The organism is Streptomyces sp. PsTaAH-124 (assembly GCF_000373685.1).
Taxonomy (GTDB): Bacteria; Actinomycetota; Actinomycetes; order Streptomycetales; family Streptomycetaceae; genus Streptomyces; species Streptomyces andamanensis.
The window spans coordinates 54591-80103 of record NZ_KB892167.1 but is presented as its reverse complement, the minus strand read 5'-3'; the positions used below and the strand labels follow the sequence as shown (position 1 = coordinate 80103).

Annotated in this window: 18 protein-coding genes; 11 read left to right on the top strand and 7 right to left on the bottom strand. The window is 75.4% G+C overall.

Annotated features, from left to right (window positions below; translation table 11 throughout):
* The first annotated feature begins 242 nt into the window (after nucleotides 1-242).
* Nucleotides 243-530, top strand: a complete 288-nt coding sequence (locus B086_RS0114205; protein ID WP_018567081.1) for a DUF2530 domain-containing protein — start codon at nucleotides 243-245, stop codon at nucleotides 528-530.
* A 203-nt stretch (nucleotides 531-733) separates the two neighbouring features.
* A complete protein-coding gene (locus B086_RS0114200) occupies nucleotides 734-3130 on the top strand; it encodes a cation-translocating P-type ATPase (protein ID WP_018567080.1) in 2397 nt (798 codons plus the stop codon).
* A gap of 38 nt (nucleotides 3131-3168) precedes the next feature.
* On the opposite strand, the gene B086_RS0114195 is transcribed toward B086_RS0114200, so the two are convergent.
* Entirely contained in the window at nucleotides 3169-6372 is a 3204-nt protein-coding gene (locus B086_RS0114195) for a sacsin N-terminal ATP-binding-like domain-containing protein (RefSeq protein ID WP_026252415.1), read from the bottom strand.
* Between the two features lie 151 nt (nucleotides 6373-6523).
* On the bottom strand, nucleotides 6524-7447 hold the full coding sequence (locus tag B086_RS0114190; protein WP_018567078.1) for a DUF3027 domain-containing protein: 924 nt from the start codon (nucleotides 7445-7447) through the stop codon (nucleotides 6524-6526).
* Nucleotides 7448-8421: 974 nt separating this feature from the next.
* Between B086_RS0114190 and B086_RS0114185 the strand changes: the two genes are divergently transcribed.
* The 4 genes from B086_RS0114185 (at nucleotide 8422) to B086_RS0114170 (ending at nucleotide 12213) form a co-directional block, all read left to right on the top strand.
* Nucleotides 8422-9867: an MFS transporter gene (locus tag B086_RS0114185; RefSeq protein ID WP_199790753.1), complete on the top strand. Its 1446-nt coding sequence runs from the start codon at nucleotides 8422-8424 to the stop codon at nucleotides 9865-9867.
* Nucleotides 9868-10039: 172 nt separating this feature from the next.
* Nucleotides 10040-10507: a hypothetical protein gene (locus tag B086_RS0114180; protein ID WP_018567076.1), complete on the top strand. Its 468-nt coding sequence runs from the start codon at nucleotides 10040-10042 to the stop codon at nucleotides 10505-10507.
* Between the two features lie 55 nt (nucleotides 10508-10562).
* The gene (locus B086_RS0114175) at nucleotides 10563-11375 is read left to right on the top strand and encodes a futalosine hydrolase (RefSeq protein ID WP_018567075.1); all 813 of its coding nucleotides are present in this window, start codon (nucleotides 10563-10565) and stop codon (nucleotides 11373-11375) included.
* Between the two features lie 10 nt (nucleotides 11376-11385).
* Nucleotides 11386-12213 (top strand): 1,4-dihydroxy-6-naphthoate synthase, encoded by an 828-nt coding sequence (locus B086_RS0114170; protein ID WP_037873498.1) that lies wholly within the window; start codon nucleotides 11386-11388, stop codon nucleotides 12211-12213.
* A 136-nt stretch (nucleotides 12214-12349) separates the two neighbouring features.
* On the opposite strand, the gene B086_RS46085 is transcribed toward B086_RS0114170, so the two are convergent.
* Nucleotides 12350-12733: a cold-shock protein gene (locus tag B086_RS46085; RefSeq protein WP_018567073.1), complete on the bottom strand. Its 384-nt coding sequence runs from the start codon at nucleotides 12731-12733 to the stop codon at nucleotides 12350-12352.
* Between the two features lie 279 nt (nucleotides 12734-13012).
* Between B086_RS46085 and B086_RS0114160 the strand changes: the two genes are divergently transcribed.
* The gene (locus B086_RS0114160; protein ID WP_018567072.1) at nucleotides 13013-13261 is read left to right on the top strand and encodes a hypothetical protein; all 249 of its coding nucleotides are present in this window, start codon (nucleotides 13013-13015) and stop codon (nucleotides 13259-13261) included.
* 30 nt (nucleotides 13262-13291) lie between these two features.
* On the opposite strand, the gene B086_RS0114155 is transcribed toward B086_RS0114160, so the two are convergent.
* Both B086_RS0114155 and B086_RS0114150 read right to left on the bottom strand, forming a co-directional pair.
* A complete protein-coding gene (locus B086_RS0114155; protein WP_018567071.1) occupies nucleotides 13292-13960 on the bottom strand; it encodes an HAD family hydrolase in 669 nt (222 codons plus the stop codon).
* Between the two features lie 57 nt (nucleotides 13961-14017).
* The gene (locus tag B086_RS0114150) at nucleotides 14018-15229 is read right to left on the bottom strand and encodes a hypothetical protein (protein ID WP_018567070.1); all 1212 of its coding nucleotides are present in this window, start codon (nucleotides 15227-15229) and stop codon (nucleotides 14018-14020) included.
* 201 nt (nucleotides 15230-15430) lie between these two features.
* Between B086_RS0114150 and B086_RS0114145 the strand changes: the two genes are divergently transcribed.
* The 3 genes from B086_RS0114145 (at nucleotide 15431) to B086_RS0114135 (ending at nucleotide 21574) form a co-directional block, all read left to right on the top strand.
* Nucleotides 15431-18004: a helicase-associated domain-containing protein gene (locus tag B086_RS0114145; protein WP_018567069.1), complete on the top strand. Its 2574-nt coding sequence runs from the start codon at nucleotides 15431-15433 to the stop codon at nucleotides 18002-18004.
* Between the two features lie 180 nt (nucleotides 18005-18184).
* Nucleotides 18185-19795: an alkaline phosphatase D family protein gene (locus B086_RS0114140; RefSeq protein WP_018567068.1), complete on the top strand. Its 1611-nt coding sequence runs from the start codon at nucleotides 18185-18187 to the stop codon at nucleotides 19793-19795.
* A gap of 132 nt (nucleotides 19796-19927) precedes the next feature.
* The gene (locus B086_RS0114135; protein WP_026252413.1) at nucleotides 19928-21574 is read left to right on the top strand and encodes a DNA repair helicase XPB; all 1647 of its coding nucleotides are present in this window, start codon (nucleotides 19928-19930) and stop codon (nucleotides 21572-21574) included.
* Here B086_RS0114135 and B086_RS0114130 read toward each other — a convergent pair.
* Together B086_RS0114130 and B086_RS0114125 are read right to left on the bottom strand one after the other, a co-directional pair.
* Nucleotides 21537-22724 carry a glycosyltransferase 87 family protein gene (locus tag B086_RS0114130; protein ID WP_026252412.1) on the bottom strand — a complete coding sequence of 396 codons (1188 nt, stop codon included), beginning with the start codon at nucleotides 22722-22724 and terminating at the stop codon, nucleotides 21537-21539. The two genes, B086_RS0114135 and B086_RS0114130, sit on opposite strands and share 38 nt — an antisense overlap.
* 17 nt (nucleotides 22725-22741) lie before the next feature.
* Nucleotides 22742-22924 (bottom strand): hypothetical protein, encoded by a 183-nt coding sequence (locus B086_RS0114125; RefSeq protein ID WP_018567065.1) that lies wholly within the window; start codon nucleotides 22922-22924, stop codon nucleotides 22742-22744.
* 375 nt (nucleotides 22925-23299) lie between these two features.
* Here B086_RS0114125 and B086_RS0114120 point away from each other — a divergent pair, with 375 nt between their 5' ends.
* Nucleotides 23300-25429 carry an ATP-binding domain-containing protein gene (locus B086_RS0114120; RefSeq protein ID WP_018567064.1) on the top strand — a complete coding sequence of 710 codons (2130 nt, stop codon included), beginning with the start codon at nucleotides 23300-23302 and terminating at the stop codon, nucleotides 25427-25429.
* Nucleotides 25430-25513 lie beyond the last annotated feature (84 nt).

Below are 25513 nucleotides of genomic sequence, written 5' to 3'. Positions count from 1 at the left end.
GACGGGGACCAAACGTGAACGAGTCCGCCACTTCCGTCACCGGCAGGTTCCCCCCGGACTGCCCCATTGGTGCTTTTCTACGACAAGAAGTAGCCAGACTCAGACTGTTTCAGTATGAACATATGAAGCCGGAAAAGGCCATCTCCGCGCGTAGACCCCGCATCCGCCCCGCCCCGGACCCGGTGCCTGCCCGCTCCGGAGTCTCCTTCTGCCCGCCGCGCACCGGGCCGTAAGCTGGGGCCATGGCGAAGTGGACCCCCAAGCACGAGGCGCCGGAGCCCCTGGAGGGCCCCGTGGTCGCCACCATCACCGGCGGCACGATCGTGTGGTTCGTCCTCTTCCTGGTCCAGCTCCCCTTCTACGGCTGGTTCGACGACCACGGCCGCACCTGGTGGCTGTGGACCTGCCTGGCCGGCGGCGGCCTCGGCCTGATCGGCATCTGGTACGTGCGCAGGCGCGACGCGGCGATCAAGCGCGCGGCCCAGCGGCAGGACGCGGCTCCGGCGGGCCGCCCGGCCACCGCGGAGTAGCCGCCACGGCCGGGCGGCGGCCACCGCGAGGTGGCGGCCCCGGCGCAGCGGCGGCGGTCCGGCCGGGCATGGGTGCGGGGCACCAGTTCCCCCGGTCAGGGCCCCGACCGGCTACGACCCTCGCAGGACGTGCGTCATCCCCTGGTCGGATCTTGCCCCCGCTCGACGAGTGAAGGCGCACATCGCCACGTACCGTCGAAAGCATGAGCCATACCGACGCGGGCGCGGAGCTGGACCCCGTACACCCCCTACCCGTCCCGCCGGCGCGGGCGCCCGGACTGACCCATGCCGAGGTGGCCGAGCGCCTGGCCCGCGGCGAGGTCAACGACGTGCCGGTGCGCAGCAGCCGTTCCCTCGCCGAGATCGTCCGGGCGAACGTCTTCACCCGCTTCAACGCGATCATCGGCGTGCTCTGGCTGATCACGCTGTTCGTCGCGCCGATCCAGGACAGCCTCTTCGGCTTCGTGATCATCGCCAACACCGGCATCGGGATCATCCAGGAGTGGCGGGCCAAGAAGACCCTGGACTCGCTCGCCGTGATCGGCGAGTCCCGGCCCACCGTCCGGCGCGACGGCGCCGCCACCGAGATCGCCACCTCGGAGATCGTCCTCGACGACGTCCTGGAGATCGGCCCCGGGGACAAGATCGTCGTGGACGGCACCTGTGTCGAGGCCGACGGCCTGGAGATCGACGAGTCGCTGCTCACCGGCGAGGCCGACCCGGTCGTCAAGCACCCCGGCGACCAGGTCATGTCCGGCAGCTTCGTGGTCGCCGGGGGCGGCGCGTTCCGGGCCGTCAAGGTCGGGCACAAGGCCTACGCCGCCCAGCTCGCCGAGGAGGCGTCCCGCTTCACCCTCGTCCACTCCGAGCTGCGCACGGGCATCTCCACCATCCTCAAGTACGTCACCTGGATGATGGTGCCCACCGCGCTCGGCCTGGTCGTCAGCCAGCTCGTGGCGAAGGACGACGACCTCAAGGACTCGGTCGCCCGGACCATCGGCGGGATCGTCCCGATGGTCCCGGAGGGGCTGGTCCTGCTCACCTCGGTGGCCTTCGCCATCGGCGTCATCCGGCTGGGCCGCAAGCAGTGCCTGGTGCAGGAGCTGCCCGCCATCGAGGGCCTGGCCCGCATCGACACCGTCTGCCTGGACAAGACCGGCACCCTCACCGAGGGCGGCATGGACGTCACCGAGCTGCGCACGCTCGACGGCCGGCCCGAGCCGTACGTCCGCCAGGTGCTCGGCGCGCTCGGCGAGTCCGACCCCCGCCCCAACGCCTCCCTCCAGGCGATCATCGACGCCTGCCCGGACACCGAGGAGTGGCGCTGCGTGGAGTCGCTGCCCTTCTCCTCCGCCCGCAAGTACAGCGGCGCCAGCTTCAGCGAGAGCGACGGCGAGTCCAGTACGTGGCTGCTGGGCGCCCCGGACGTGCTGCTGCCCGAGGACTCGCCCGCGCTCGCCGAGACCGTCCGCCTCAACGAGCAGGGCCTGCGGGTGCTGCTGCTGGCCCGCGCCGGGCGCGAGCTGGACGATCCGGCGGTGGCCTCGGACGTCACCCCGGCCGCGCTGGTCGTGCTGGAGCAGCGGCTGCGCCCGGACGCCGCCGACACCCTGCGCTACTTCGCCGACCAGGACGTCCACGCCAAGGTCATCTCCGGTGACAACGCGGTGTCGGTGGGCGCGGTGGCCGCCAAGGTCGGGCTCACCGGCGCCGCCGTCGACGCGCGCCGGCTGCCCGCCGAACGCGACGAACTGGCCCGGGAGCTGGACGAGGCGACCGTGTTCGGCCGGGTCACCCCGCAGCAGAAGCGGGACATGGTGGGCGCCCTCCAGTCGCGCGGGCACACCGTCGCGATGACCGGCGACGGCGTCAACGACGTCCTCGCGCTCAAGGACGCCGACATCGGCGTCTCCATGGGCTCCGGTTCGGAGGCCACCCGGGCGGTCGCCCAGATCGTCCTGCTGAACAACAGCTTCTCGGTGCTGCCGTCCGTGGTCGCCGAGGGGCGGCGGGTCATCGGGAACATCACCCGGGTCGCGACGCTGTTCCTGGTCAAGACGGTCTACTCGGTGCTGCTCGCCGTGCTGGTGGTGTGCTCGCAGGTGGAGTACCCGTTCCTGCCCCGGCACCTGACCCTGCTGTCCACGCTCACCATCGGCGTCCCCGCCTTCTTCCTCGCCCTCGCCCCGAACACCGAGCGAGCCCGGCCGCACTTCGTCCGCCGGGTCATGCGGTACGCGGTGCCGGGCGGGGTGGTCGCCGCCGTCGCGACCTTCGTGACGTATCTGCTCGCCCGCCACCACTACACCGGCCCGCAGGCCCTGGACGCGGAGACCAGCGCGGCCACCCTCACCCTCTTCCTGATCTCCATGTGGGTGCTGGCGATCATCGCCCGCCCCTACACCTGGTGGCGGGTGCTGCTGGTGGCCGCGATGGGGGCGGCCTTCCTCGTCGTGCTGGCCGTGCCCGCGCTCCAGCAGTTCTTCGCACTGAAGCTGGTGGGGACGGCGATGCCCTGGACGGCGGTGGGCATCGCCGTGGCGGCGTCGGCCGTGCTGGAGTTCCTGTGGAAGTGGGTGGGGCGGCGCTTCCCCGTCTAGGGCGTGTCCGGCCCCCGGAGGGCCCGGGGGCGCCGGGTTCAGTCGAACCAGCGGTCCCGGGCCAGCTCCTCCGTGCGGGTCGGGTCCTCCAGCAGGGCGGCGACCTCGAAGCGGCGGGGCCACTGGCCCGCCGCCCAGGCCAGCCCCGCGGCCACGCCCTCCAGGGTGGCGGCGTGCAGGACCCCGTCGTCGGTGAGGCGCCAGTCCAGCTCGGTGCCGTCCACGACCAGTTCCTCGTGCTCGACGTAGGCGGCGGGCGTGCGCGGGCCGAGCAGCACCCGCACCGGCTCCGGTACGCCGTGCTCGGTGCCCTCGGAGTCCACCGCGCCGGTGACCGACTCGCTCAGCCGCCGCACCTGGAGCAGCTCGGCCAGTTCGGCGGCGCGCGCGGGCCGCACCGGCAGCAGCGGGACGCCCGCGGTGAAGGGCAGCAGATCCGGCGAGTCGCACACCACGGCCTCGGCCGCGTCCACCACCTCGACCCGGCCGTCCACGACGGCCCGCAGCTCGTCGGGCAGGGTGACCTGCTCCGGGTCCAGGTCGGCGAGCGCCCCGTACAGGGCGTGCAACTGGGCGGGGGCCACCGGGCGTTCGGGGTCGGCGAGCCGGTCGAGGAGTTCGGCGGCGCCGCCCGGCTCGTCCAGCAGGGCGGCCACGGAGGTGCGCACGCCCAGGGCGCGCAGCACCTGCTCGTCCTCGAAGCCGGTGGCGTCGGCCTCGTCGTACAGGCCGCGCAGCAGCGGGTCGGACCCGGCGGCGCGCAGACCGGCCGGGCGGCGCCCGCCGAGCACCGGGTGCCCGCGCAGCCACCACGCGGTGTAGGGGCGTACGACCTCGTGGGTGCCGTCCGGCAGCAGGATCCGCACCGGCTGGGTGAGCGCGTCGCGCAGCGGCGGGCGGGCGAGCAGGGCCAGCGCGCGCGGCCACTGGTCGTCGTCCACGAGGTCCAGGTCGCGCACGGCGACGAGTTCGGTGGCGACCGGCGGGACCGGGGTGTCCGGGAAGCGGTCGAGGACGTCCTCGCTCCACACGTCGACCGCGTCGAGCAGCCCCGGGTCGTCGGGCTCGGGGAAGTCGGCCTCGCGCGGCTCCAGTTCGTCCGGGTCGAGGACGACGTCGGTGGCGCGGACGAGCGCGAAGTCCACGAGCACCCCGCAGGCGGCCAGCGGCTGTTCGCCCCAGCGGGCGGCCAGCTCGCCGTCCGCGGCGGGCAGTTCGCCCTCGCGCATGACCTGGGCGAACGGGCCGCCGGGGAAGACCAGTTCACCGGCCGGGGCGAGTTCGCCGTCCTCGTCGGGCAGGGCGAGCGCGCCGAGCCAGGGCTCGTCGCCCGGCTCCAGGCCCGCGTCGCGGACCAGGGCGAGGACGGTGTCGGCGAGTTCCTCGGCGTCCGGGGTGTCCGCGTCCCAGGCGCCGCCGTCCTCGTCCAGGGAGGCGGCGACCGCGGCCCGCACCTGCGGGGTGGTGAGCACCGCGCGCGCGGTGGCGGGCAGCGCGCCCAGCTTCTCCAGGATCGGGTGGGCGGCGTCCGGGTGGGCGACCTTCAGACCCAGCCGGGCCAGCACCTCCGGGTCCGCGACGGCGGCGGCGTCACCGGTGGGCAGCAGCACCTGCCGGGGGCCGAGCGTGGTGCGCCCGTCGGCCAGCGGCACGGGCAGCCCGGTGAGCCGGTCCGGGTCGACACCGGCCAGGCTGTCGTACAGCCGCCGCCACCAGCCGGGCTCCTTCTCCAGACCGGCCAGCCGGTCCACGGCGTCGGTCAGCGGGACCCGGGCCACGCCCAGCGTGCGCAGCTCCACCCGCCGCTCCAGCCCGGCGGGCAGCAGGGTGGGCAGCACCTCGGCGAGAACCCGTACGGTCTCGGCGCCCGCGCCCTCCACCACCTCGGCGTCGCGCGGCCGCAGCGCGACGGGCAGCTCGTCGGCGGTGTCTGCGCTGTCTGCGCTGTCGGCGTTCTCCAGGTGGTCGGCGTCGTCCGGTCCGTCGTGGTGGTCCGGTCCCTGACCGTGGGCGGTGGCGGGCGGCAGGAAGGCGGTGCGCGGCAGCCGCTCCAGGATCGCCTGGCGCAGGGTGCCGTCCAGCTCGCCCTTGCCGAGCGGCCCGGGGACGAGCCCGATGAGCGCCTCGGACACCGGCCGCCAGTCGGCGAGGAGCCCGGCGTAGGCGTCGGCGGCGCGCTGGGCGAGGAAGTCGGTGAGCGGGCCGGGCGCGGTGTGCCGACGGGTGGTGTCCAGCGGGAACGAGGCGATGAGCAGGGCGGGGACACCCAGGGGCTCGTCGCTGGGGGTGGGCGCGTGCACGACCGGGCTGGTGCGCGGGGCGCGCGGGGCGCCGTCCTCGTCCACGGGGACCGCCCAGGTCAGGGACCAGTGGGGGCGCAGCCGCTCCTCCACCGGCCGGTCGGCCAGGAGGTCGGCGGTGAGCGGGCCGTGCGCGTCGGCGGTGCGCCAGCGGGTGGTGCCCTCGCGGGTGTCCTCCACGACCGTGAGCGCGCCCTCGGTGCGGCGGCGCAGCGTGCGCGGGGTGTCGTCACCGGTCTCGATCACGACCTCGGCCAGGCCCGGCAGGGCGAGCAGCAGGGCGTCGTCGACCGCGCGCAGCAGCCGCTCGGCGAGGTCGGCGGCGGCCGTGTCGCGCAACGGCAGGATGACGGCCGTGTCGTACGGGCCGGGTGCGGTGCCCTCGGCGGCGAACGGGAGCCGCAGCAGCGGGACATGGCCGTCGCGGCGGCGGATCTCGTCGCCGAGGCCGGGGCTGTGCCGGGCGGTCTCCTCGGCGAGGCTGCGGGCCTCGGCCAGCGACCAGCGCACCCCGCCGTGCCGTCCGACGACGGCGGGCTCGTCGGTGACGGCGAGCACGGCGGCGAAGCCGACGCCGAAGCGGCCCACGGAGGCCACGCGGCCGTCCCCGGTGTCCCGCTTCGCCGAGGCGCGCAACGTGGACAGCGACTCCACTCCGGTCGCGTCCAGCGGGGCACCGGTGTTGGCGGCGACGAGGACGCCGTCGCGCAGGGTGAGCCGCAGGCGGCCCGGTACTCCGGCGCGGGCGGCGGCGTCGGCGGCGTTCTGCGCCAGCTCGACCACGAGCCGGTCGCGGTAGCCGCCGAGGACCAGGTCCTCCTCGGCGTTGGCGTCCTCACGGAACCTGGCCGGGCTGGTCGCCCAGGCGTCCAGCACACCGCGGCGCAGGCGCGCGGTCCCGAACGGGTCCCCCCCGGCGGAGGGCTGCACCAACATGCTCACGTTCATTCTCCTCATGAGGGTGAGGAGAAGGTACCGCGCCGCCGGGAACGGGTGCGCCCCGTCCCGGACAGGGCCCCGGGCGGGGCGGAGAACGGGGTCCCGGGGGCCGCTGGGGGCGCTCCGGGACCGGGGTCCGGCGGGGGCGTACGCGCTACGAGTGCCCCAGCTCGGCGGTCTCGTCGTCGGTGACGGGCACCGAGCCCGAGTCGGGGGCGGGACGCAGCGGGAAGGGGTCCACCCGGGTCTCGTCGACGACCGGCGGGGCGGGCTGGGGCGGCTTCGGCATGACGGCCGCCTCGGAGTGGCCGCCGCAGCCGTACGCCAGGGAGACGACGCGGCCGTCCGCCGGGGAGAACTCGTTGGCGCAGATGCCGAAGGCCTGGCCCAGCGAGCCGCCGACGGGCACCAGGAAGGCGCAGCTCACACAGGACGCCGGGGCCGCCTGCGCCATGGGCGTCTGCGGGCCGTACGCCTCCTCCCAGCGGTCGGCGGCGGTGTGCAGGCCGTAGCGGGACAGGACGCGGGCGCGGCCCATGCCCAGTTCCTCGGCGACCGCGGCGACGGAGCCGCGCGAGGGCGCGGTGGGCAGGTTCCGGGGCGGGCCCGCGGTGACGTCGGCGTCCTCGGCCTCCGCCAGCTCGGCCATCTCCTCGGAGACGGCGGAGTTCGGCGCGGGCTCGTCCTCGCCGGAGAAGCCGGGCTCCAGGCGCAGATCCTCGGCGTCGGTGGGCAGCAGGTCGCCGGGGCCCATGTCGCCGGGGCGCAGCCGCTCGCTCCAGGGCACCCACTCGGGGGCGAGCAGGGCGTCGGGGCCGGGCAGCAGGACGGCCTCGTCCAGGGTGACGATCTTCGCGCGGGAGGCGCGGGCCACGGTCACCGCCCAGCGCCAGCCCCGGTAGCCCGGTTCCTTGCACTCGAAGAAGTGGGTGACGACGCGGTCGCCCTCGGACACCAGGCCCGCGTGCTCGCCGACGACGCCGGGGGCCGCCGCCTCCTCGGCTGCGGCACGGGCGAGGTCGACCGCCTCGGCGCACAGGCGGTCGGGGGTGCGGCTTCGCGTGGTCGCTGCGCTCACAGGTATCGCTTCTCTCCTACGCCGTCTCTCGGGTGCGCCGGCCTGAAGGCGGCGGGGCGGACGGAGCGGACCCTGGACCGCGTCGACGTCCGCGCCCGATCGCGCTCGGGCGCACCTACGTCATCCATTCTGCGGTATGCACGTAAGGCGCGCGGCCGAGAACGTTCGCCACGGCGCGCTACGCACGCTACCTTCTCGTCGCCGCTGGGCCTACACCGACGGTGGCTTCACGCCCGCGCGGCGACCTCCGCGGGGGCGCGCGGGACGCCGCGGGCGGCTGTGTCGCGGGGGCGGGGGGCGCGCATTCCCGGGGCGCGCGGGGGCGATTTCGGGGGCCGGGGCTTGTCGGGCGGCTTCTGCGGGGGACGGCTTCCGGGGCGAGCGGAACTTCTTTCGGGGCACGCAAAACTTCTTTTCGGCGGGCGGCCGGGGCACGGGGTGGGGCGTGCCGGGGCAGGGCGGGGTGCGGGGTGGTCCGGCACGCTCGCGGAGCGGCGGAGGAGGCGGGGCCGGTCCGGGCCGAGGTCCGGCGGCCGGTGTCCGGTGTCCAGGACGCCGGGACGCCGGGACGCCGGGAAGCCGGGAAGCCGGGCGAGTCGGGACGCCGGGCGAGTCGGCTCCCGGTGGGCGCCCCGGGGCTGGGCGGATCCGTCCCGGCGGACGGACGTACCGGGAGCCAGGCGCGTTCTCCTGCTGGCCGGGGCCCCGGAGTCCCGTCGAGTCCTGGCCCGGCAGGCGGCCTGCGGCCGGGCGAGCCCGTCCCCCTCCCCGGCCGGAAGCCGGACCCGAGCAGAGCGGCCGCCGGGGCGGCGGGTGCGGGGTGCGGCCACCGGGGCGGGCGGTGCGGGGATGCGGTGCGGCCATCGGGCCGCCGCGTGCGGGGGGGGGCAGCCGGTGGGGCCGTCGGGGCGGTCCGGGACGGGTGTTCGGGGGTGGTGGCGCTAGGGGCGGCCGTATCGGGGCACTATGACGGAGTGGCAGCCGCGAGGACGCCCCCGGAGACCGCCGGGCTCGAAGAGCCCGAAGAGGTGACGGCGGGCAGCAGCCGGGGCAGCGGTTCGGGCCGGTTCGGCGGTTCCGTCCGCGCGGTGGGCCGTGCCCTGCGGCTGCCGTTCACCGGCACCGCGCGCGGGATCCGCCGGGTCACGCACGCGCACGGCGCGGGCGAGTCCGGCCTCGGCAAGCTGATCGAGCTGCACGCGGTGAACGGCGCCGGTGACGTGATGATCACCGTGGCACTCGCCTCCACCGTCTTCTTCTCGGTCCCCACCGACGAGGCCCGCGGCCGGGTCGCGCTGTACCTGGCCATCACCATGGCCCCGTTCACGGTCCTCGCCCCGGTGATCGGCCCGCTCCTGGACCGGCTGCCGCACGGGCGCCGCGCCGCGATGGCCGCCGCGATGCTGGCCCGCGCGCTGCTCGCGCTGATCATCGCGGGGGCGGCCGCGGGCGGCGGGCTCGAACTGTATCCGGCGGCGCTCGGCGTGCTGGTCGCCTCCAAGGCGTACGGCGTGGTCCGCAGCGCGGTGGTGCCGCGGCTGCTGCCGCCGTCGTTCTCGCTGGTCAAGGCGAACTCACGGGTCACGCTCGGCGGACTGCTCGCCACCGGTGCGGCCGCGCCCATCGGGGCCGGGCTGCACCTCGTCGGGTCGGGCTGGCCGCTGTACGGCGCCTTCGTGATCTTCGTCGCGGGAACGTTCCTGTCCTTCTCGCTGCCCCGCAAGGTCGACTCCGCCAAGGGCGAGCACCGGGCGCTGCTCGCCGCCGACGCGCCGTCCCGCCCCCGCGGGCCGCGCCGCAAGCCGCCCCGGCGTCCCGGGCTGCGCGGTGTCGGTACGGCCGTCACACACGCCCTCGCCGCCAACGCGGCCCTGCGCTGCCTGTCCGGCTTCCTGATCTTCTTCCTCGCCTTTCTCCTGCGCGAGCACCCGCTGGCCGGGCAGAACGCGGCCGTCTCGCTCGGCATCGTGGGCGTGGCGGCGGGCGCGGGCAACGCGCTGGGCACGGCGGTCGGCGCATGGCTGCGCTCGCGCGCCCCGGAGGTCATCGTGGTGACGGTCGTCGCGATCGTGCTCGGGGTGGCGGTGCTGGCGGCGGTGCTCTTCAGCGCGGTCCTGGTGGCGTGCCTGGCCGCGTTCGCCGGGTTCGGGCAGGCGCTGGGCAAGCTGTCGCTGGACGCGCTGATCCAGCGGGACGTGCCCGAGGCGGTGCGCACCTCGGCGTTCGCGCGCTCCGAGACGCTGCTCCAGATGGCCTGGGTGCTGGGCGGCGCGATCGGCATCGTGCTGCCTCTCAACGGCGTGCTGGGCCTGTCCGTGGGCGCCGCGATCGTCGCGTGCGGCTGGCTGCCCACGGCCCGGGGCCTGCTGGCCTCCGCCCGCCGCGGCGGCGCGCCGGACCGCCCCGGGGCACCGGCCTGAGGGCCCGCGCCACGGCCACCGCAGCCACGGGAGGGCAGGCCGACGCGCGGTGCGCCGCGCCGCGGTGCGGGAGCGGCCCGCGGGTGGTCGGGGCGTGCCCCGGGGGGCCGTTCGGGCGCACGCCGCACCCCCGCGTGGCCGGAGGGCTGGACGTGCCCGATAGCCTTCCGCCATGACCTCGCTGCAATCCGCCGTGCGACGCCGCCGCGCCGTCGCCGCTGCCGGCGCCGTTTCCGCCGGACTGCTTCTCCTGACGGCCTGCGACAAGCCGACGCCGATGGCCACGATCACCGTGGGCGACGACTCGGTGCACTCGGAGGCGACCTGCTACAACGACGGCAAGGCGATCAAGACCGCCGACCTGCCGAAGTGCCTGAAGTCGGACAAGTCGATCAAGGTCGACCCCGACGAGACCGTCCGCTTCGGTGTCGACCCGGACATCGCGGACAAGGGCTGGACCATCCTGATGAACGGTCAGCCGCTGACCGACTCCAGCAAGAAGTCGTACCGCACCATCCCGGGCAGCGTGTTCTTCAACGCCCAGTACGGCGCCAGCGGCAACTCGACCTGGATCGCCGTCAAGGAGGGCGACAAGGACGTGACCGGTGTGTGGTCCTTCAAGCTCGAGAAGGACTCCTGACACGTCCTCCGTACGCGTACTCGTCGCCACCGCGGTCCCGGCCGAACGGGACGCGGTGGCGCGGGCGTTCGCGTCCGCCGGGCCGCCCCGCGAGGTGCCGCTGCCCGGGGTGGCCGTGCACCGCCTCGGCGGTCCCGGCACCGGCCTCGACCTGATCGCCGCCGGCGTCGGCCCCGCCCTCGCCGCCGCGTCCACCGCCACCGCCCTCACCGCCGCCGCGCTCGCGGGCGCCCCGTACGGCCTGGTCGTCTGCGCCGGCATCGCGGGCGGCTTCGCCCCCGCGGCGACAGACCTTCCCGGCCGTCCCGGCTCTCCCGGCTCTCCCGGCTCTCCCCGCCGTCCCCGGCTGCCCGGCGCGCCCGTCGGCTCGCTCGTCCTCGCCGACGAGATCACCGCCGCCGACCTGGGCGCCGAGACCGCCGACGGCTTCCTGCCGGTGACCGACCTCGGCTTCGGCACCGTCACCCACCGTCCCCCCGAATCACTCGTACGGGCCGCCGCGTCCGCGACCGGCGCGGCCACGGGCACGGTGCTGACCGTCTCGACCGTGACCGGCACCGCCGCCCGCGCCGCCGCCCTGCGCGCCCGCCACCCCCGTGCCCTGGCCGAGGCCATGGAGGGGTTCGGCGTCGCCGAGGCCGCCGCAGCACACTCGGTCCCCGTGCTGGAACTGCGCGCGGTCTCCAACCCCGTCGGGACGCGCGACCGCGCCGCCTGGCGCATCGGCGACGCGCTCGCGGCCCTGACCGAGGGCTTCGGGAAGCTCGCCCCCGTACTGGAGAGTTGGAACGCCCATGAGCCCCCAGAATCCGCAGAGCCCACACAGCCCGCAGAGCCCGCACAGTCCGCAGAGCCCGCGGATTCCTGAGCAGGTGCGGATCGCCTACTCGCCCTGCCCCAACGACACCTTCGTCTTCGACGCCCTCGCGCACGGCCGGATCCCCGGCGCGCCCGCCCTCGACGTCACCTTCGCCGACATCGACATCACCAACGGCATGGCCGAGCGCGGCGAGCACGACGTGCTGAAGGTGTCGTACGCGGTGCTGCCCTACGTCCTGGACGAGTACGCGCTGCTGCCGTGCGGCGGCGCGCTGGGCCGGGGCTGCGGGCCGCTGGTGCTGACCCGGGAGCCGGACGCCGATCTGAAGGGGCGCACGGTCGCGGTGCCGAGCGAGCGGTCGACGGCGTACCTGCTGTTCCGGCTCTGGGCGGCGGACACCGTGCCCGGCGGGGTGGGCGAGATCGTCGTGATGCCGTTCCACGAGATCATGCCCGCGGTACGGGACGGGAAGGTCGACGCCGGTCTGGTGATCCACGAGGCCCGCTTCACTTACCAGAACTACGGTCTGCACAAGCTCGCCGACATGGGCGAGCACTGGGAGGACACCACCGGGCTGCCCATCCCGCTCGGCGCGATCATCGCCAGGCGGTCCCTGGGCGCGGCGGCGCTGACCGGGCTCGCCGACGCGATCCGCGCCTCCGTGCGCGCCGCCTGGGACGACCCCGAGGTGTCCCGGCCGTACGTCATGGAGCACGCCCAGGAGATGGACCCGGCCGTCGCCGACCAGCACATCGGGCTGTACGTCAACGAGTTCACCGCGGGTCTGGGCGAGGACGGCTACGCGGCGGTCCGCGGCCTGCTCACCCGGGCGGCGGCCGAGGGGCTGGTACCGGCCCTCGGACCCGACGCGCTGGCCTTCCCCTGAGCGGGGACCTGCGAGGCGGCCCGGCGGTTCACGCGCAACGGGCCGGCCCCGGCGTCCGTCCGGGCCGGTTCAGGCGTCCGTCCGGCCCGGCGTCCGTCAGGCCCCGGCGACCGTCCGGGTCAGACGTCCGTCCGGGTCAGACGTCCAGCTGGTCGGCGACCGCGCGCAGCAGTCCGGCGACCTTCTTGCCGGAGGTCTTCTCGGGGTAGCGGCCGCGCTCCAGGGTCTGGCCGACGCTCTCCAGGAGCGTCGTCAGGTCCTGCACGATGGAGAGCAGCTCGTCCGGCTTCTTGCGCTGGGCCGCCGCGACCGAGGGCGCCGGCTCCAGGAGCGTCACCGTCAGTGCCTGGTCGCCGCGCTGCCCGGCGACCACGCCGAACTCCACGCGCTGTCCCGGCTTGAGCGCGTCTACTCCGGCGGGAAGGACCGAGGAATGGACGAAGACGTCACCGCCGTCGTCGCGGGAGAGGAAGCCGAAGCCCTTCTCGCTGTTGAACCACTTGACCTTGCCAGTCGGCAAAGCACACACTCCCTCGATCGGTCCCGGACGCCCTTGAACTGCCGTTGAACCACCTTACCGGGGCTCTCCCCCGCCGAACACGTGCTTAACCACGCCCCGTAACGGCTCCCGGCCGCCGTCCGTCCGGATCCCGACGCCCCGGATCGCGCTCCCGCGCGCGGTGGCGCGAGCGGTCACCGGCTGGCCGCCGCCGGACTGCCGCTGGGACTCCGCCAGGTCGCCGATGGGCTGTCGACGGGCCGCCGACGGGCCGTCCGCGCGGGGGCCTACCCTGGTCGGGTGCGTGACAAGACCCAAGAGAATCCCGCCCCCGGCGACCGGCTGATCCGGGCCGGGGCCATCGTGTTCTTCATCGGCACGCTGGCCACCATGGTCACGGTGGCGCCCCTGTTCTTCGGGGCGAAGCCGTTCCCCACCTATATGTTCGGCCTGAGCATGCTCATGGGCGTCGGCTTCCTGATCGCCGCCGCCGGGGTGCTCCAGTCGATCGCCGCGGGCCGCCGCCAGGCGCGCGGCGAGGCCGGGTAGCCGTCAGGCCACGGACTCACCGGGCAACCGTCAGGCCACGGACTCGTTCTCGGCCGAAACGCGCGCCTGCGCGTCCGGAATCCGGCCCGCGGACCAGCCCGCGAACCACTCGGGGAACGCGGTGAGCGCCCCGAGGACCACGTCCGCGCCCGCCTCCGTCAGCTCCCGCTCGTCGCACGGCCCGGTGGCCACCGCCACCGAGAGGGCACCGGCCGCGCGGGCACCGCGCACGTCGCCCACGTGGTCGCCGACGTACACCCCGGCGCCGTACGCGCGCAGCGCCTCCGCCTTGCGCTCCGCCCACAGACCACCGATCACCGCGTCCGGCTCGATGTCCAGGTGCTCCAGGTGCAGCCGGGCGTTCGGCTCGTGCTTGGCGGTGACGACGATCGCCCGGCCGCCCGCCTTCCGCACGGCCACGACCGCCTCGCGGGCGCCCGGGAGGGCGAGCGTGGGCGCGACGGCGGTCGCCGGGTACAGCTCGCGGTACAGGTCCGCGACGGCCTCGACCCGGTCGGCCGGGAACCAGTTGACCAGTTCGTCCTCCAGCGGCGGCCCGAGCCGGGTGACCGCCAGGTCGGCGTCGACGTGCGTCCCGGTCCGCGCGGACAGTTCCACGTAGCAGGCGTGGATGCCGGGGCGGGAGTCGATGAGGGTCATGTCGAGGTCGAAGCCGACGGTCAGCGGGCGCGAGGTCATGGGGCCATTGTGCCCAGGGGCGACGGCGGCGGGGCGGCCGGTCCGGGATCCAGGACCTCAGCCGCGCCGCCGCTGCGAGCGCCACACCAGGAACAGCGCCGACAGCACGGCCGCCGTCCGCAGCACCCAGGGCCAGGTCTGGCCGACGGCGTCGTTCATCTGCCCCTGGGCGATGGGGGCGCCCCAGCGGCCCTCGCCCCGGCCCCACAGCCACAGGAGCCCGGCGGCGAGGGCCAGTCCGGGCATGCCCAGGACGGCCCACTTGGTCTCCATCGGCGTCAGCCGCCGGGAGCCGTACGCGATGACCCAGCCGAGCAGCAGGGCGAACAGGTTGCCGGTCACCGCGCCGCCCACCAGCAGCGCGGCGGCGAGCAGGAGCAGCGGGTTGCTCCACCGGGCGCGGGCGGTCTCCTTCGCCGCCCGCCGGGGCAGCAGGCCGAAACGCCGACGCGGTGTGCTCTCCGGCACGGCCTCCGCCGCGTCCGGTGCCCGCGGTACCGCGTCCGCCACGTCCGCCGCGTCCGCCGGTGCGGTGCCGGGACCCGCCGGGCCGCCGGGCCGTCGCGGCGGCGGGGCCTTGAGCAGGTCGGGGATCTCCACCCCGCCGACGAAACCGGCCGGCACGTCGTCGCCGAGGCCGAACGGGCTGTCCTCCCCGCGCCACCAGTCGGGGCGGATCCGGGCGTCGCCCAGGTCGTCGGCGGTCGCCAGGTGCGGCGGCAGCGCGCCGCCGGGCGGGGGCGGAGGCGGGGGCGCGGGATTCGGGTCCGGGTTCAGGTCCGGGTCCGGCCGGGCGGGGCGCGGCCTGGGCACGACCCGGCGCAGGCTCTTCAGCAGCGACGGTTCCGCTTCGTCGCCGGTCCCGCCGGAACGGCCGGACCGGCTGGACGGGCCGGAACGGCCGGACGCGGTCCCGGTGGGCCGGGCCGGGCCGGGGTCCCGCTGCACGGGTACGGCGGGCGGCGGCGGGGCGGGCGCGGCACCCGGAGCGGCGCCGAAGACCGCGGCCGCGCCCGCGCCCGGGGCGCCGGTGGCGCCCGTGCTGCCGCCCGCCGCCGTGACGATGTCGTCGGGGCTGCCGAGGCGGTCCAGGATGCGGCGGACGGCGGCGGGACTGTCGACGGCGGTCCTGGCCCGGCAGCGGTCGATCTCGTCGCGCAGCTGCGACACCAGCCGCATCCGGGTGGCCGAGGACAGCTGGCGCTGCTGGGCCACGTCCCCGACGCGGCTCAGATACTCGTAGACGACCTGGTCGCTCTCGATCCCCACGAACCCCTCCGGGGCGGCTGGCCGATGACCCCGTGGCACGACGGTACCGCGTGCCGGGCGGCTCCCGGGGCCGCCCGCCGCGACCCGCCCGCCGCGACCCGCCCGCCGGTGCCCCGCACGCGGTCCGCCCGCCGCCCGTCCGTGCTCCGGACCGGCCCGACGCCTGCCCGGCCGCCGGGGGCACCCGCTACCGTGGGTCGGATGAGCAGCGACGAGAAACCGGTGGCAGTCCCCCGCTCGCTCGCGGAGGACCTGCGCGCGCGGGACGACGCCTCCCTGACCGCGCTCCTGCGCAGCCGCCCGGACCTCATCACGCCGGTCCCCGCCGACCTGACCCAGCTCGCCACCCGGGCCGGTACCCGGGCCTCGGTGGTGCGCGCGCTGGAGCGGCTGGACCGGTTCGCCCTCCAGACGGCGGAGGCGCTGGCCGTGGCGGCGGACCCGGCGGCGTACGGCGAGCTGCTGGGGCTGATGGCCGGGGACGAAGGGGACGGTGCCGTCGCCGCCGCGCTGCCCCGCGCGCTGGCCACCCTGCGCGAACAGGCGCTGGTCTGGGGCGACGACGACCGGCTGCGCCTGGTGCGCACCGCCCGCGAACTGCTCGCGCCCTCCGCGCAGCACCCCTCCCCCACCGGGCTCGGCCCGACGGTGCAGGAGGCCACGGCGGGCATGTCGCCGGGACGCATCCAGGAGATCGTGGCCGCCGCCGGGCTGCCCTCCACCCATGACTCGGTCTCGGCGGCGGCCGCGCTCACCGCCCTGTTCGCGGACCGGAAGCGAATGGCCGCGCTCCTCGCGGATCTGCCGGAGGACTCCCTGGAGGTGCTGGACCGGCTGGTGTGGGGGCCGCCGTACGGGCAGGTGACCGCCGATCCGGCGCCCCGGCTGCGGCGGCTGCTCGACCGGGGGCTGCTGCTGCCCACCGCGCCCGGCACGGTCGTCCTGCCGCGCGAGGTGGCGCTGCATCTGCGCGCCGGACGCGCGCACCGGGCGCCCGAGCCGCTGCCGCCCGCCGTGGAGGCCGCCGCCGCGCACAGCGCGCAGGTCGTCGACGCGACCGCGGCCGGGCAGGCGTACACCGCGCTGGCCACCGTCGAGGAACTGCTGAAGGACTGGGACGAGGGCGGCCCGAACGTGCTGCGCGCGGGCGGTCTGAGCGTGCGCGACCTCAAGCGCGCCGCCGTCGCCCTGGACGTGGCCGAGCCGGTGGCCGCCTTCTGGATCGAACTCGCCTACGCGGCCGGGCTGCTGGCCTCCGACGGCGACGTGGACGAGCGGTACGCGGCGACCCCGGCGTACGACGAGTGGCGGGAGCGGCCCGCCGCCGAACGCTGGGCGCTGCTGGCGCAGGCGTGGCTGGCGGCGACCCGGACCCCGGGAGTGGCCGGCGGGCGCGACGCCAAGGACCGCGTGCTGTCCGCGCTCGGCCCCGGGCTCGACCGCTCGGCCGCGCCGGAGGTACGGCACCGGGTGCTGGCGCTGCTGGCGGGCCTTCCGCAGGGCACCGCGCCGGTCGCCGATTCGGTGCTCGCCCGGCTGCGCTGGGAGCGCCCGCTGCGCGGGGCGCAGCGCGATCACGAGCACGACCTGCGCGAACGCCTCGCCCGGTGGACGCTGTCCGAGGCGGAGCTGCTCGGTGTCACCGGCCGGGGCGCGCTGTCCGCGCACGGCCGGGCGCTGCTCGGGGCGCCGCCCGCGCCGGAAGCGGTCCCTGCGCCCGAGCCCACCGGGCCCGGCGACAAGCTGCCCGTCCACCACCACCGGGGCACCGACGCCCCGCAGGCCCGGCAGTCCGTACAGGCCGCACCCACCGCACAGGCCGCGCGGGCCGCCGCGGCCCAGGCCGCCGCCCGGCTGCTCGCGCCACTGCTGCCCGAACCGCTGGACCATGTCCTGCTCCAGGCGGATCTGACGGCGGTGGCGCCCGGCCCGCTGAGACGTCCGCTGGCGGACACGCTCGGTGTGCTCGCCGACGTGGAGTCCAAGGGCGGCGCGACGGTCTACCGCTTCACCCCGGCCTCGGTGCGGCGCGCCCTGGACGCCGGGCGCACCGCCGCCGACCTGCACGCCTTCCTCGGCCGGCACTCCCGGACGCCGGTGCCGCAGCCGCTGGCGTACCTGATCGACGACGTGGCCCGGCGGCACGGGCATCTGCGGGTCGGCGCGGCGTCGGCCTACGTCCGCTGCGACGACGACGCGCTGCTGAACGAGATCCTGGCCGACAAGCGGTCCGCCGGGCTGCGGCTGCGCCGCCTCGCGCCGACCGTGCTGGCCACCCCCGCCGATCCGGCCGCCCTGCTGGAGGGGCTGCGGGCGATGGGCTACGCACCGGCGGCCGAGTCCGCCGAGGGCGATGTGCTGATCGCGCGCGCCGACTCCCACCGGACGCCGCCGCGCACCGCTCCCGAACCGGTGCCCGACGGTCCGCCGCTGCCCGACGCCACGCTGCTGTCGGCGGCGGTGCGCGCGATCCGGGCGGGCGACCTGGCGTCCACCGCGCCGCGCAAGCCGTCCGCCACGGCCACGGCCGACGGCGGGCTGCCCCGCACCACCGCGGCCGAGACCCTGGCCACGGTGCAGGCCGCCGTGCTCACCGGGGAGGCCCTGTGGATCGGCTACGTCAACGCCGAGGGCACCGCCGGTCAGCACGTCATCGCCCCGATCCGTGTCGAGGGCGGCTTCGTGACCGCGTACGACCACACGGCGGACGAGGTGCGCACCTACCCGCTGCACCGGATCACGGGGGTGGCGGAGCTGGAGGCGGACACCGGCTGAGAGCACGTCAGTCAGCCTCGACCAGGCTTTCCGGCCCGCCTTCCTGACGTCGCGCCAGGTGCGCCGGGGGCCGCGAGTTCGCCCGCCCGCCGGGAACCGATTCCCTGCCCGCCCGGCCCCCGTAACACCTCGCACCCAGTGTTCACCCGTCAACCAGACCCCTGACGACGGGTGCGACACATGGACCTCAGCAGACGCCGTCTGCTCGGCCGGGCAGGAGCGGGCGCCGCCACGCTCGGCCTGTTCACCGCGGGCTTCAGCACGGCGGGCGCCTGGGCGGCGCCGCGCTTCCCCGACGACCCCTTCCGGCTGGGCATCGCCTCCGGCGACCCGCACGACGACGGGTTCGTGCTGTGGACGCGGCTCGCGCCGGACCCGCTGGCCGTGGACAGCCGCGGCGGCATGCCCGAGCGGACGGTGCCGGTGCAGTGGCAGGTCGCCACCGACGAGCGGTTCCGGCACGTGGTGCGGTCCGGGACCGCACGGGCCGTGCCCGAACTCGCCCACTCCGTCCACCCGGAGGTGCGCGGCCTGCGGCCGGGGACCGAGTACTTCTACCGCTTCCGGGCCGGGCACGCGATCAGCCAGGCGGGCCGCGCCCGGACCGCCGCCTCGCCGCACGGCCGCGGCGGCGACCGGCTCAGCATGGCCTTCGTCTCCTGCCAGTGCTGGTACGAGGGCTACTACACGGCCTACCGGCACCTGGCCGACGCCGGCCACGACCTGATCGTGCACCTGGGCGACTACCTCTACGAGAACGGTGTCGGCGCCACCGCGGGCGTGCGGGGCATGCCGGAACTCGACGCGCAGTACCGGCGCGAGACGTACACCCTGGCCGAGTACCGCAACCGGTACGCGCTCACCAAGCTGGACACCGACCTCCAGGCCGCGCACGCCGCCGCCGCCTGGGCGCTGACCTGGGACGACCACGAGGTCGAGAACAACTGGGCCGGTGACGTCGCCCAGGTGGACGGCGACGGCTTCCCGGACGGCGACCCGGCCGCCTTCCGCGCCCGCAAGGCCGGCGCCTTCCAGGCCTACTACGAGCACCAGCCGCTCCGGCTGCCGCAGAAGCCGCACGGGGCGCGGGCCCGTATGTACCGCAGGCTGACCTTCGGGCGGGTCATGGACCTGCACGTCCTGGACAGCCGCTCCTACCGCGACGACCAGGTCGGCGGCGACGGCACCAAGCCCGGTTTCGACGCCGAGCGGCGCGCCCCCGGCCGGCAGATGCTGGGCGCCGAGCAGGAGGCGTGGCTGCTGCGCGGCGCGGCCCGCTCGCACGCCACCTGGAACGTGCTCGCCAACCAGACGCTGATCGCCCAGGTCGACCAGGACCCGGACCCGGCGGTGCTCTCCTCCGGCCTGGACATGTGGGACGGGTACGTGGACGCCCGGACCCGGCTGCTGGGCGGCCTGTACGAGCGCGGTGTGCGCAACACGGTCGTCCTCACCGGTGACATCCACCGCAGCGTCGTCGCCGACCTCAAGCTCGACTTCGACGACCCGTCCTCGCCGGTGGTGGCCACCGAGTTCGCCGGTACGTCGGTCACCTCGGGCAAGAACGGCTCGGCCTCCGACCAGGTCGGCGCCAACTGGCTGGCCGAGGGCGTCAACCCGCATCTGAAGTGGCACAACGCGCAGCGCGGCTACACCACGCTGCATCTGAGCCATGACGAGCTGCGGGCGGAGTACCACGTCACGGACTACGTGACCGCGCCCGGCTCCCCGGTCTCCACCGCCGCCGCCTTCACCGTCGCCCCCCGCCGTCCGGGCGCCCGGCAGGTGTGATCCGCTCCCGCGGCGGGCGGGCGCGGGCCGCCCCGGGCCCGCCCTCCGCGGCACGGCCGGGCCGCGCGGGCGGTGGTGCACACTGGAGTGTTGGCCGAGCCGTCCGGCCGCGTCAGCGAAAGGGTGCCGCGCGTGAATGGTCCGTTGATCGTCCAGTCCGACAAGACCCTGCTCCTGGAGGTCGACCACGAGCAGGCCGACGACTGCCGTCGTGTCATCGCTCCGTTCGCCGAGCTGGAGCGGGCGCCCGAGCACATCCACACCTACCGGGTGACGCCGCTGGGGCTGTGGAACGCGCGCGCGGCGGGGCACGACGCCGAGCAGGTCGTGGACGCGCTGGTGCAGTACAGCCGCTACCCGGTGCCGCACGCGCTGCTGGTGGACATCGCCGAGACGATGGACCGGTACGGGCGGCTGACCCTCAGCAAGCACCCGGCGCACGGGCTGGTGCTGACCACGACGGACCGGCCGGTGCTGGAGGAGGTGCTGAAGTCCAAGCGGATCGCCCCGCTGGTCGGGGCGCGCATCGACCCGGACACCGTGGCCGTGCACCCCTCCGAGCGCGGGCAGATCAAGCAGACGCTGCTGAAGCTGGGCTGGCCCGCCGAGGACCTGGCCGGGTACGTCGACGGCGAGGCGCACCCGATCGAGCTGGCCGAGGACGGCTGGGCGCTCCGGCCCTACCAGAAGCAGGCCGTGGAGAACTTCTGGCACGGCGGCAGCGGAGTGGTGGTGCTGCCCTGCGGGGCGGGCAAGACCCTGGTCGGCGCCGGTGCGATGGCGCAGGCCCGGTCGACCACGCTGATCCTCGTCACCAACACCGTCTCCGCCCGGCAGTGGAAGCACGAGCTGGTGAAGCGGACCTCGCTGACCGAGGACGAGATCGGCGAGTACAGCGGGACGAAGAAGGAGATCCGGCCGGTCACCATCGCCACCTACCAGGTGCTGACCACCCGGCGGAAGGGCGTCTACCCGCACCTGGAGCTGTTCGACTCCCGGGACTGGGGGCTGATCGTCTACGACGAGGTGCACCTGCTGCCCGCGCCGGTCTTCAAGTTCACCGCCGACCTCCAGGCGCGGCGGCGGCTCGGGCTGACCGCGACGCTGGTGCGCGAGGACGGCCGGGAGTCCGACGTCTTCTCGCTGATCGGGCCCAAGCGGTTCGACGCGCCGTGGAAGGAGATCGAGGCGCAGGGCTACATCGCGCCCGCCGACTGCGTCGAGGTCCGGGTGAACCTCACCGACTCCGAGCGGCTGGCCTACGCCACCGCCGAGACCGAGGAGAAGTACCGCTTCTGTGCGACCACCGCGACCAAGCGGAAGGTCACGGAGGCGATCGTGCGCCGCTTCGCCGGGCAGCAGGTGCTGGTGATCGGCCAGTACATCGACCAGCTCGACGAGCTGGGCGAGCATCTGGACGCCCCGGTCATCAAGGGCGAGACGTCCAACGCGCAGCGGGAGAAGCTCTTCGACGCCTTCCGCGCGGGCGAGATCACGGTGCTCGTGGTGTCGAAGGTGGCGAACTTCTCCGTCGACCTGCCGGAGGCGACGGTCGCGATCCAGGTCTCGGGCACCTTCGGCTCCCGCCAGGAGGAGGCGCAGCGCCTGGGCCGGGTGCTGCGGCCCAAGGCCGACGGCCACCAGGCGCACTTCTACTCGGTGGTCGCCCGCGACACCATCGACCAGGACTTCGCGGCGCACCGCCAGCGCTTCCTGGCCGAGCAGGGCTACGCCTACCGGATCATGGACGCGGACGAGCTGCTGGCGGAGGAAGGCTGACCGGGACGGGGTCATCGCGCGTCCGTCCCGGGCGGCGCGGGAGGGCGGCCGCCGCGAGCAGGGCAAGGCCCAGCAGCACGTAGGGCGAGGCCAGGGGCTGCTGCCACCACGGCAGGCGCAGATCCAGCTCGCCCGCGTGCGGCACCAGCCACAGGGTGCGGGCCGTGAAGCAGAGCGCGGTGAGCGCCGCCGCGCCGCGGTGCCCCTCGGCCAGCAGCACGGCGGCCAGGGGGACGCACCACACCCAGTGGTGGGACCAGCTGATCGGGGAGACCAGCAGCGCGGTGAAGGCGGTGAGCAGCACGGCCCACCGCTCCCGGGGCGCCCGCCGGACGAGCCAGAGTCCGGCGGCGGCCACCGCGAGGTCCGGCAGCAGCCAGGCGAGGCCGGGCTCCGGGTCCCGCAGCAGGCGGGCGATCAGCCCTTGGAGGGACTGGTTGTCGACGATCCACAGCTTCCCCACTCGGTCGGTCTCGAAGACATGGCGGGTCCAGTAGGCGACGCTCGCGCCGGGCTGGGCGAGCAGGCCCACGACGACGGTCGCGGCGAAGGCCGCCGTCGCGGTGGCCGCCTCGCGTCCGCGTCCGCGCAGCAGCAGATGGACGACGAAGAGGCCGGGGGTGAGCTTGATGCCGGCCGCGAGGCCGATCGCGGCGCCCCGGCCGCGCGCTCCGGGCGGCCGGGTCAGGTCCCACAGCACGAGGCAGGCCAGGGCGAGGTTGATCTGGCCGTAGCGGAAGGTCTGGAAGACCGGTTCGCACCACAGGGCGAGCGCGGTCGCGGTGCACAGCAGCGGCCACCCGGCCGCCCGGCCCGCGAGCCGCGCGGACAGCTGGACCAGCTTGCCCAGCAGCAGCGCGTTGCCCGCGAGGAAGACCAGCTTCAGCACCGGGGCGGGCAGCAGGGCCGTGGGGACGAACAGCACGGCCGCGAAGGGCGGATAGGTGGCGGGCAGGCGCCCGGCGGTGACCGCGAAGCCGTACAGATCGCGGCCGTGCAGGACGGCCGCGCCCTCGGCCCGGTACACCAGCGCGTCGGGCATCGGCAGCCGCAGATGGGCGAACAGGACCGCCAGGGCGAGGAAGGAGGCGGCGAGGAGGGCCGGAGCAGCCGCCGTGTGTGACCGGAGGGCCACCGTCCGTTCTGTCACGGACCGACCCTAGTAGGTCACTTGTGGCGTATGCCCGCTTCCTCGCCGTACTCCCCGAGGATGATCACGTCGAACGCCGCGCCCGCGTACACCTTCACGGCGTGCAGGGCGTCGCCCAGGCGGTGGTGGTGGCTGCCCCGGACAGCCGTGGCGCCGGCCGGGCGAGCGGCGGGGGCCGGATGGATGGTCGCTGCACTCATGACTCAATGGTGGATCTCGGAGGGCGTGGTCGGCATCGGTCTGCGGAGCCAACCTTCTTGCCCTCCGCGTACCCCTCTGGAGGGAGCACACCCCCTACACCGGACGGGCGATTCCCCCTAGGGGTCACCCGACAAACCGGACACAACAGGACCGGGAGCGGGGCGGCGGACCGGGACCCGGCCGCCCGGCGGGAAAACGGTTGGCCTCCCCCGCACCCGGCGCACTAGACTCTCCGCCCTTGCCCGCCTCCCCACGGAGTGCCGTCGGCCGGACGGAAACCGGCCGGCAGATCCCGCGTGCCCGCGCCCCGCCGCACGGCGCCGCGCAGCGCGCACCGCGCCGCCCGTCCCCGCAGGTCCTCCGGAGGCACCGCCTTGTCGTCGTCCACGCCCACCGACCCCGCCGCACGTCCCACCGGCACCCCCGCGGCCTCCACCGCTGCCACCGCGCCCGCGCCCGCGCCCGCCGCGGACGATCCGCTCGGCCGCGAGCGGTCCCATCTGGCCGCCTCCCGCGCCGCCCTGCGGACCATGCGCGCGGACGTCGAGTCGCTCGACATCCGCGACGTCAGCGCGAACTGGGTCAACGCCGAGGTGCTCGCCCGCCAGATCGACGAGCGCATCAAGGCACTGGCCGACCTGAGCGACACCCCCCTCTTCTTCGGCCGCCTCGACTACCTGCACGCCCCGGGCGCCGACCAGGCAGAAGGGGCGGAGGGCGAGCGCTTCTACATCGGGCGGCGGCATGTGCACGACACCGAGGGCGACCCGATGGTCATCGACTGGCGCGCGCCCGTCTCGCAGCCGTTCTACCGGGCGTCGAAGAAGGATCCGATGGACGTCGCCCTGCGCCGCCGCTTCGGCTACACCGGCGGTGACCTCACGGCCTACGAGGACGAGCACCTGTCCGACCCGGCCGACCCGGCGGGGGCCACGGTCACCAGCAAGCTGCTCCAGCAGGAGATCGAACGCCCGCGCGTCGGTCCCATGCGCGACATCGTGGCCACCATCCAGCCCGAGCAGGACGAGATCGTGCGCTCCGGCCTGTCCGGCACCGTCTGCGTCCAGGGCGGCCCCGGCACCGGGAAGACCGCCGTCGGCCTGCACCGGGTCGCCTTCCTCCTCTACGCCCACCGCGACCGCCTGGCCCGCACCGGCACCCTCGTCATCGGCCCGAACCGCTCCTTCCTGCACTACATCGAGCAGGTGCTTCCGGCCCTGGGCGAGCTGGCCGTGCAGCAGGCGACCGTGGACGACCTGGTGGCCCACGCCGAGGTGCGCGGCACGGACGACGCGGCGGCGGCGCTGGTCAAGGGCGACGCGCGGATGGCGGAGGTGCTGCGCCGGGCGCTGTACTCGCACGTCACGCTGCCCACCGAGCCGGTCGTGGTGGTCCGCGGCTCCCGCCGGTGGCGCGTCGCGGCGTACGAGCTGGAGGAGATCGTCAAGGAGCTGCTGGACCGGGGCATCCGCTACGGCGCCGCCCGCGAGGCCCTGCCGCAGCGCGTCGCGCACGCCGTGCTGGTGCAGATGGAGCGGGCGGGCGAGGCGCCCGACGACCGGGTGCAGGACACCGTGGCCCGCAACACGGCGGTGAAGGCCGCCGTCAAGGCCGTCTGGCCGCCCGTCGACCCGGCGAAACTGGTGCTGCGGCTGCTCACGGACGCGGACTTCCTGGCCGCGCACGCCGAGGGGATCCTCACCGAGGAGGAACAGAAGACGATCCTGTGGGCGAAGCCGGTGCGGTCGGTGAAGTCGGCCAGGTGGTCGGCGGCCGACACCGTGCTGATCGACGAGGCCACCGATCTGGTGGAGCGCACCCATTCCCTGGGGCACGTGGTCCTGGACGAGGCGCAGGACCTGTCCCCCATGCAGTACCGCGCGGTCGGCCGCCGCTGCACCACCGGTTCGGCGACCGTGCTGGGCGACCTGGCGCAGGGCACCACCCCGTGGGCGACCCGCACCTGGGAGGAGGCGCTGGCCCACCTCGGCAAGAGCGAGGGCGTGATCGAGGAGCTGACGGCCGGTTTCCGCGTGCCGACGGACGTCATCACGTACGCCTCCCGGCTGCTGCCGCACATCGCGCCGGGCCTCACCCCGGTCGCCTCGGTCCGCGAGAACCCGGGCTTCTTCCGGATCCGGGCGGCTGAGGGGGACACCGACGTGGTCGCCGCCTGCGAGGAGCTGCTGCGCCACGAGGGCTCGACCGGTCTGATCGCGGCCGACGCCCGGATCCCCGCGCTGGCCGAGGCCCTCGCGGCGGCGGGTCTGACCCACCTCTCCCCCGGTGAGGAGACGACGGCCGAGACCCGGCTCACCCTGGTCCCGGCGTCCCTCGCCAAGGGCCTGGAGTACGACTACGTGGTCCTGGACGACCCGCAGGCCGTGGTGGACGGCGAACCGGACGAGCGGACCGGCCTGCGCCGCCTGTACGTGGCGCTCACCCGTGCCGTCTCCGGTCTGATCGTCACCCACACGGCACCGCTCCCGCGGCAGCTGGTCTGAGCCGCCCGGCGGCCGCGCCGGGCCCCGGCAGCACGACGGCGCGGGCCGCACCGGACAAGGGCGCGGCCCGCGCCGCCGTGCACA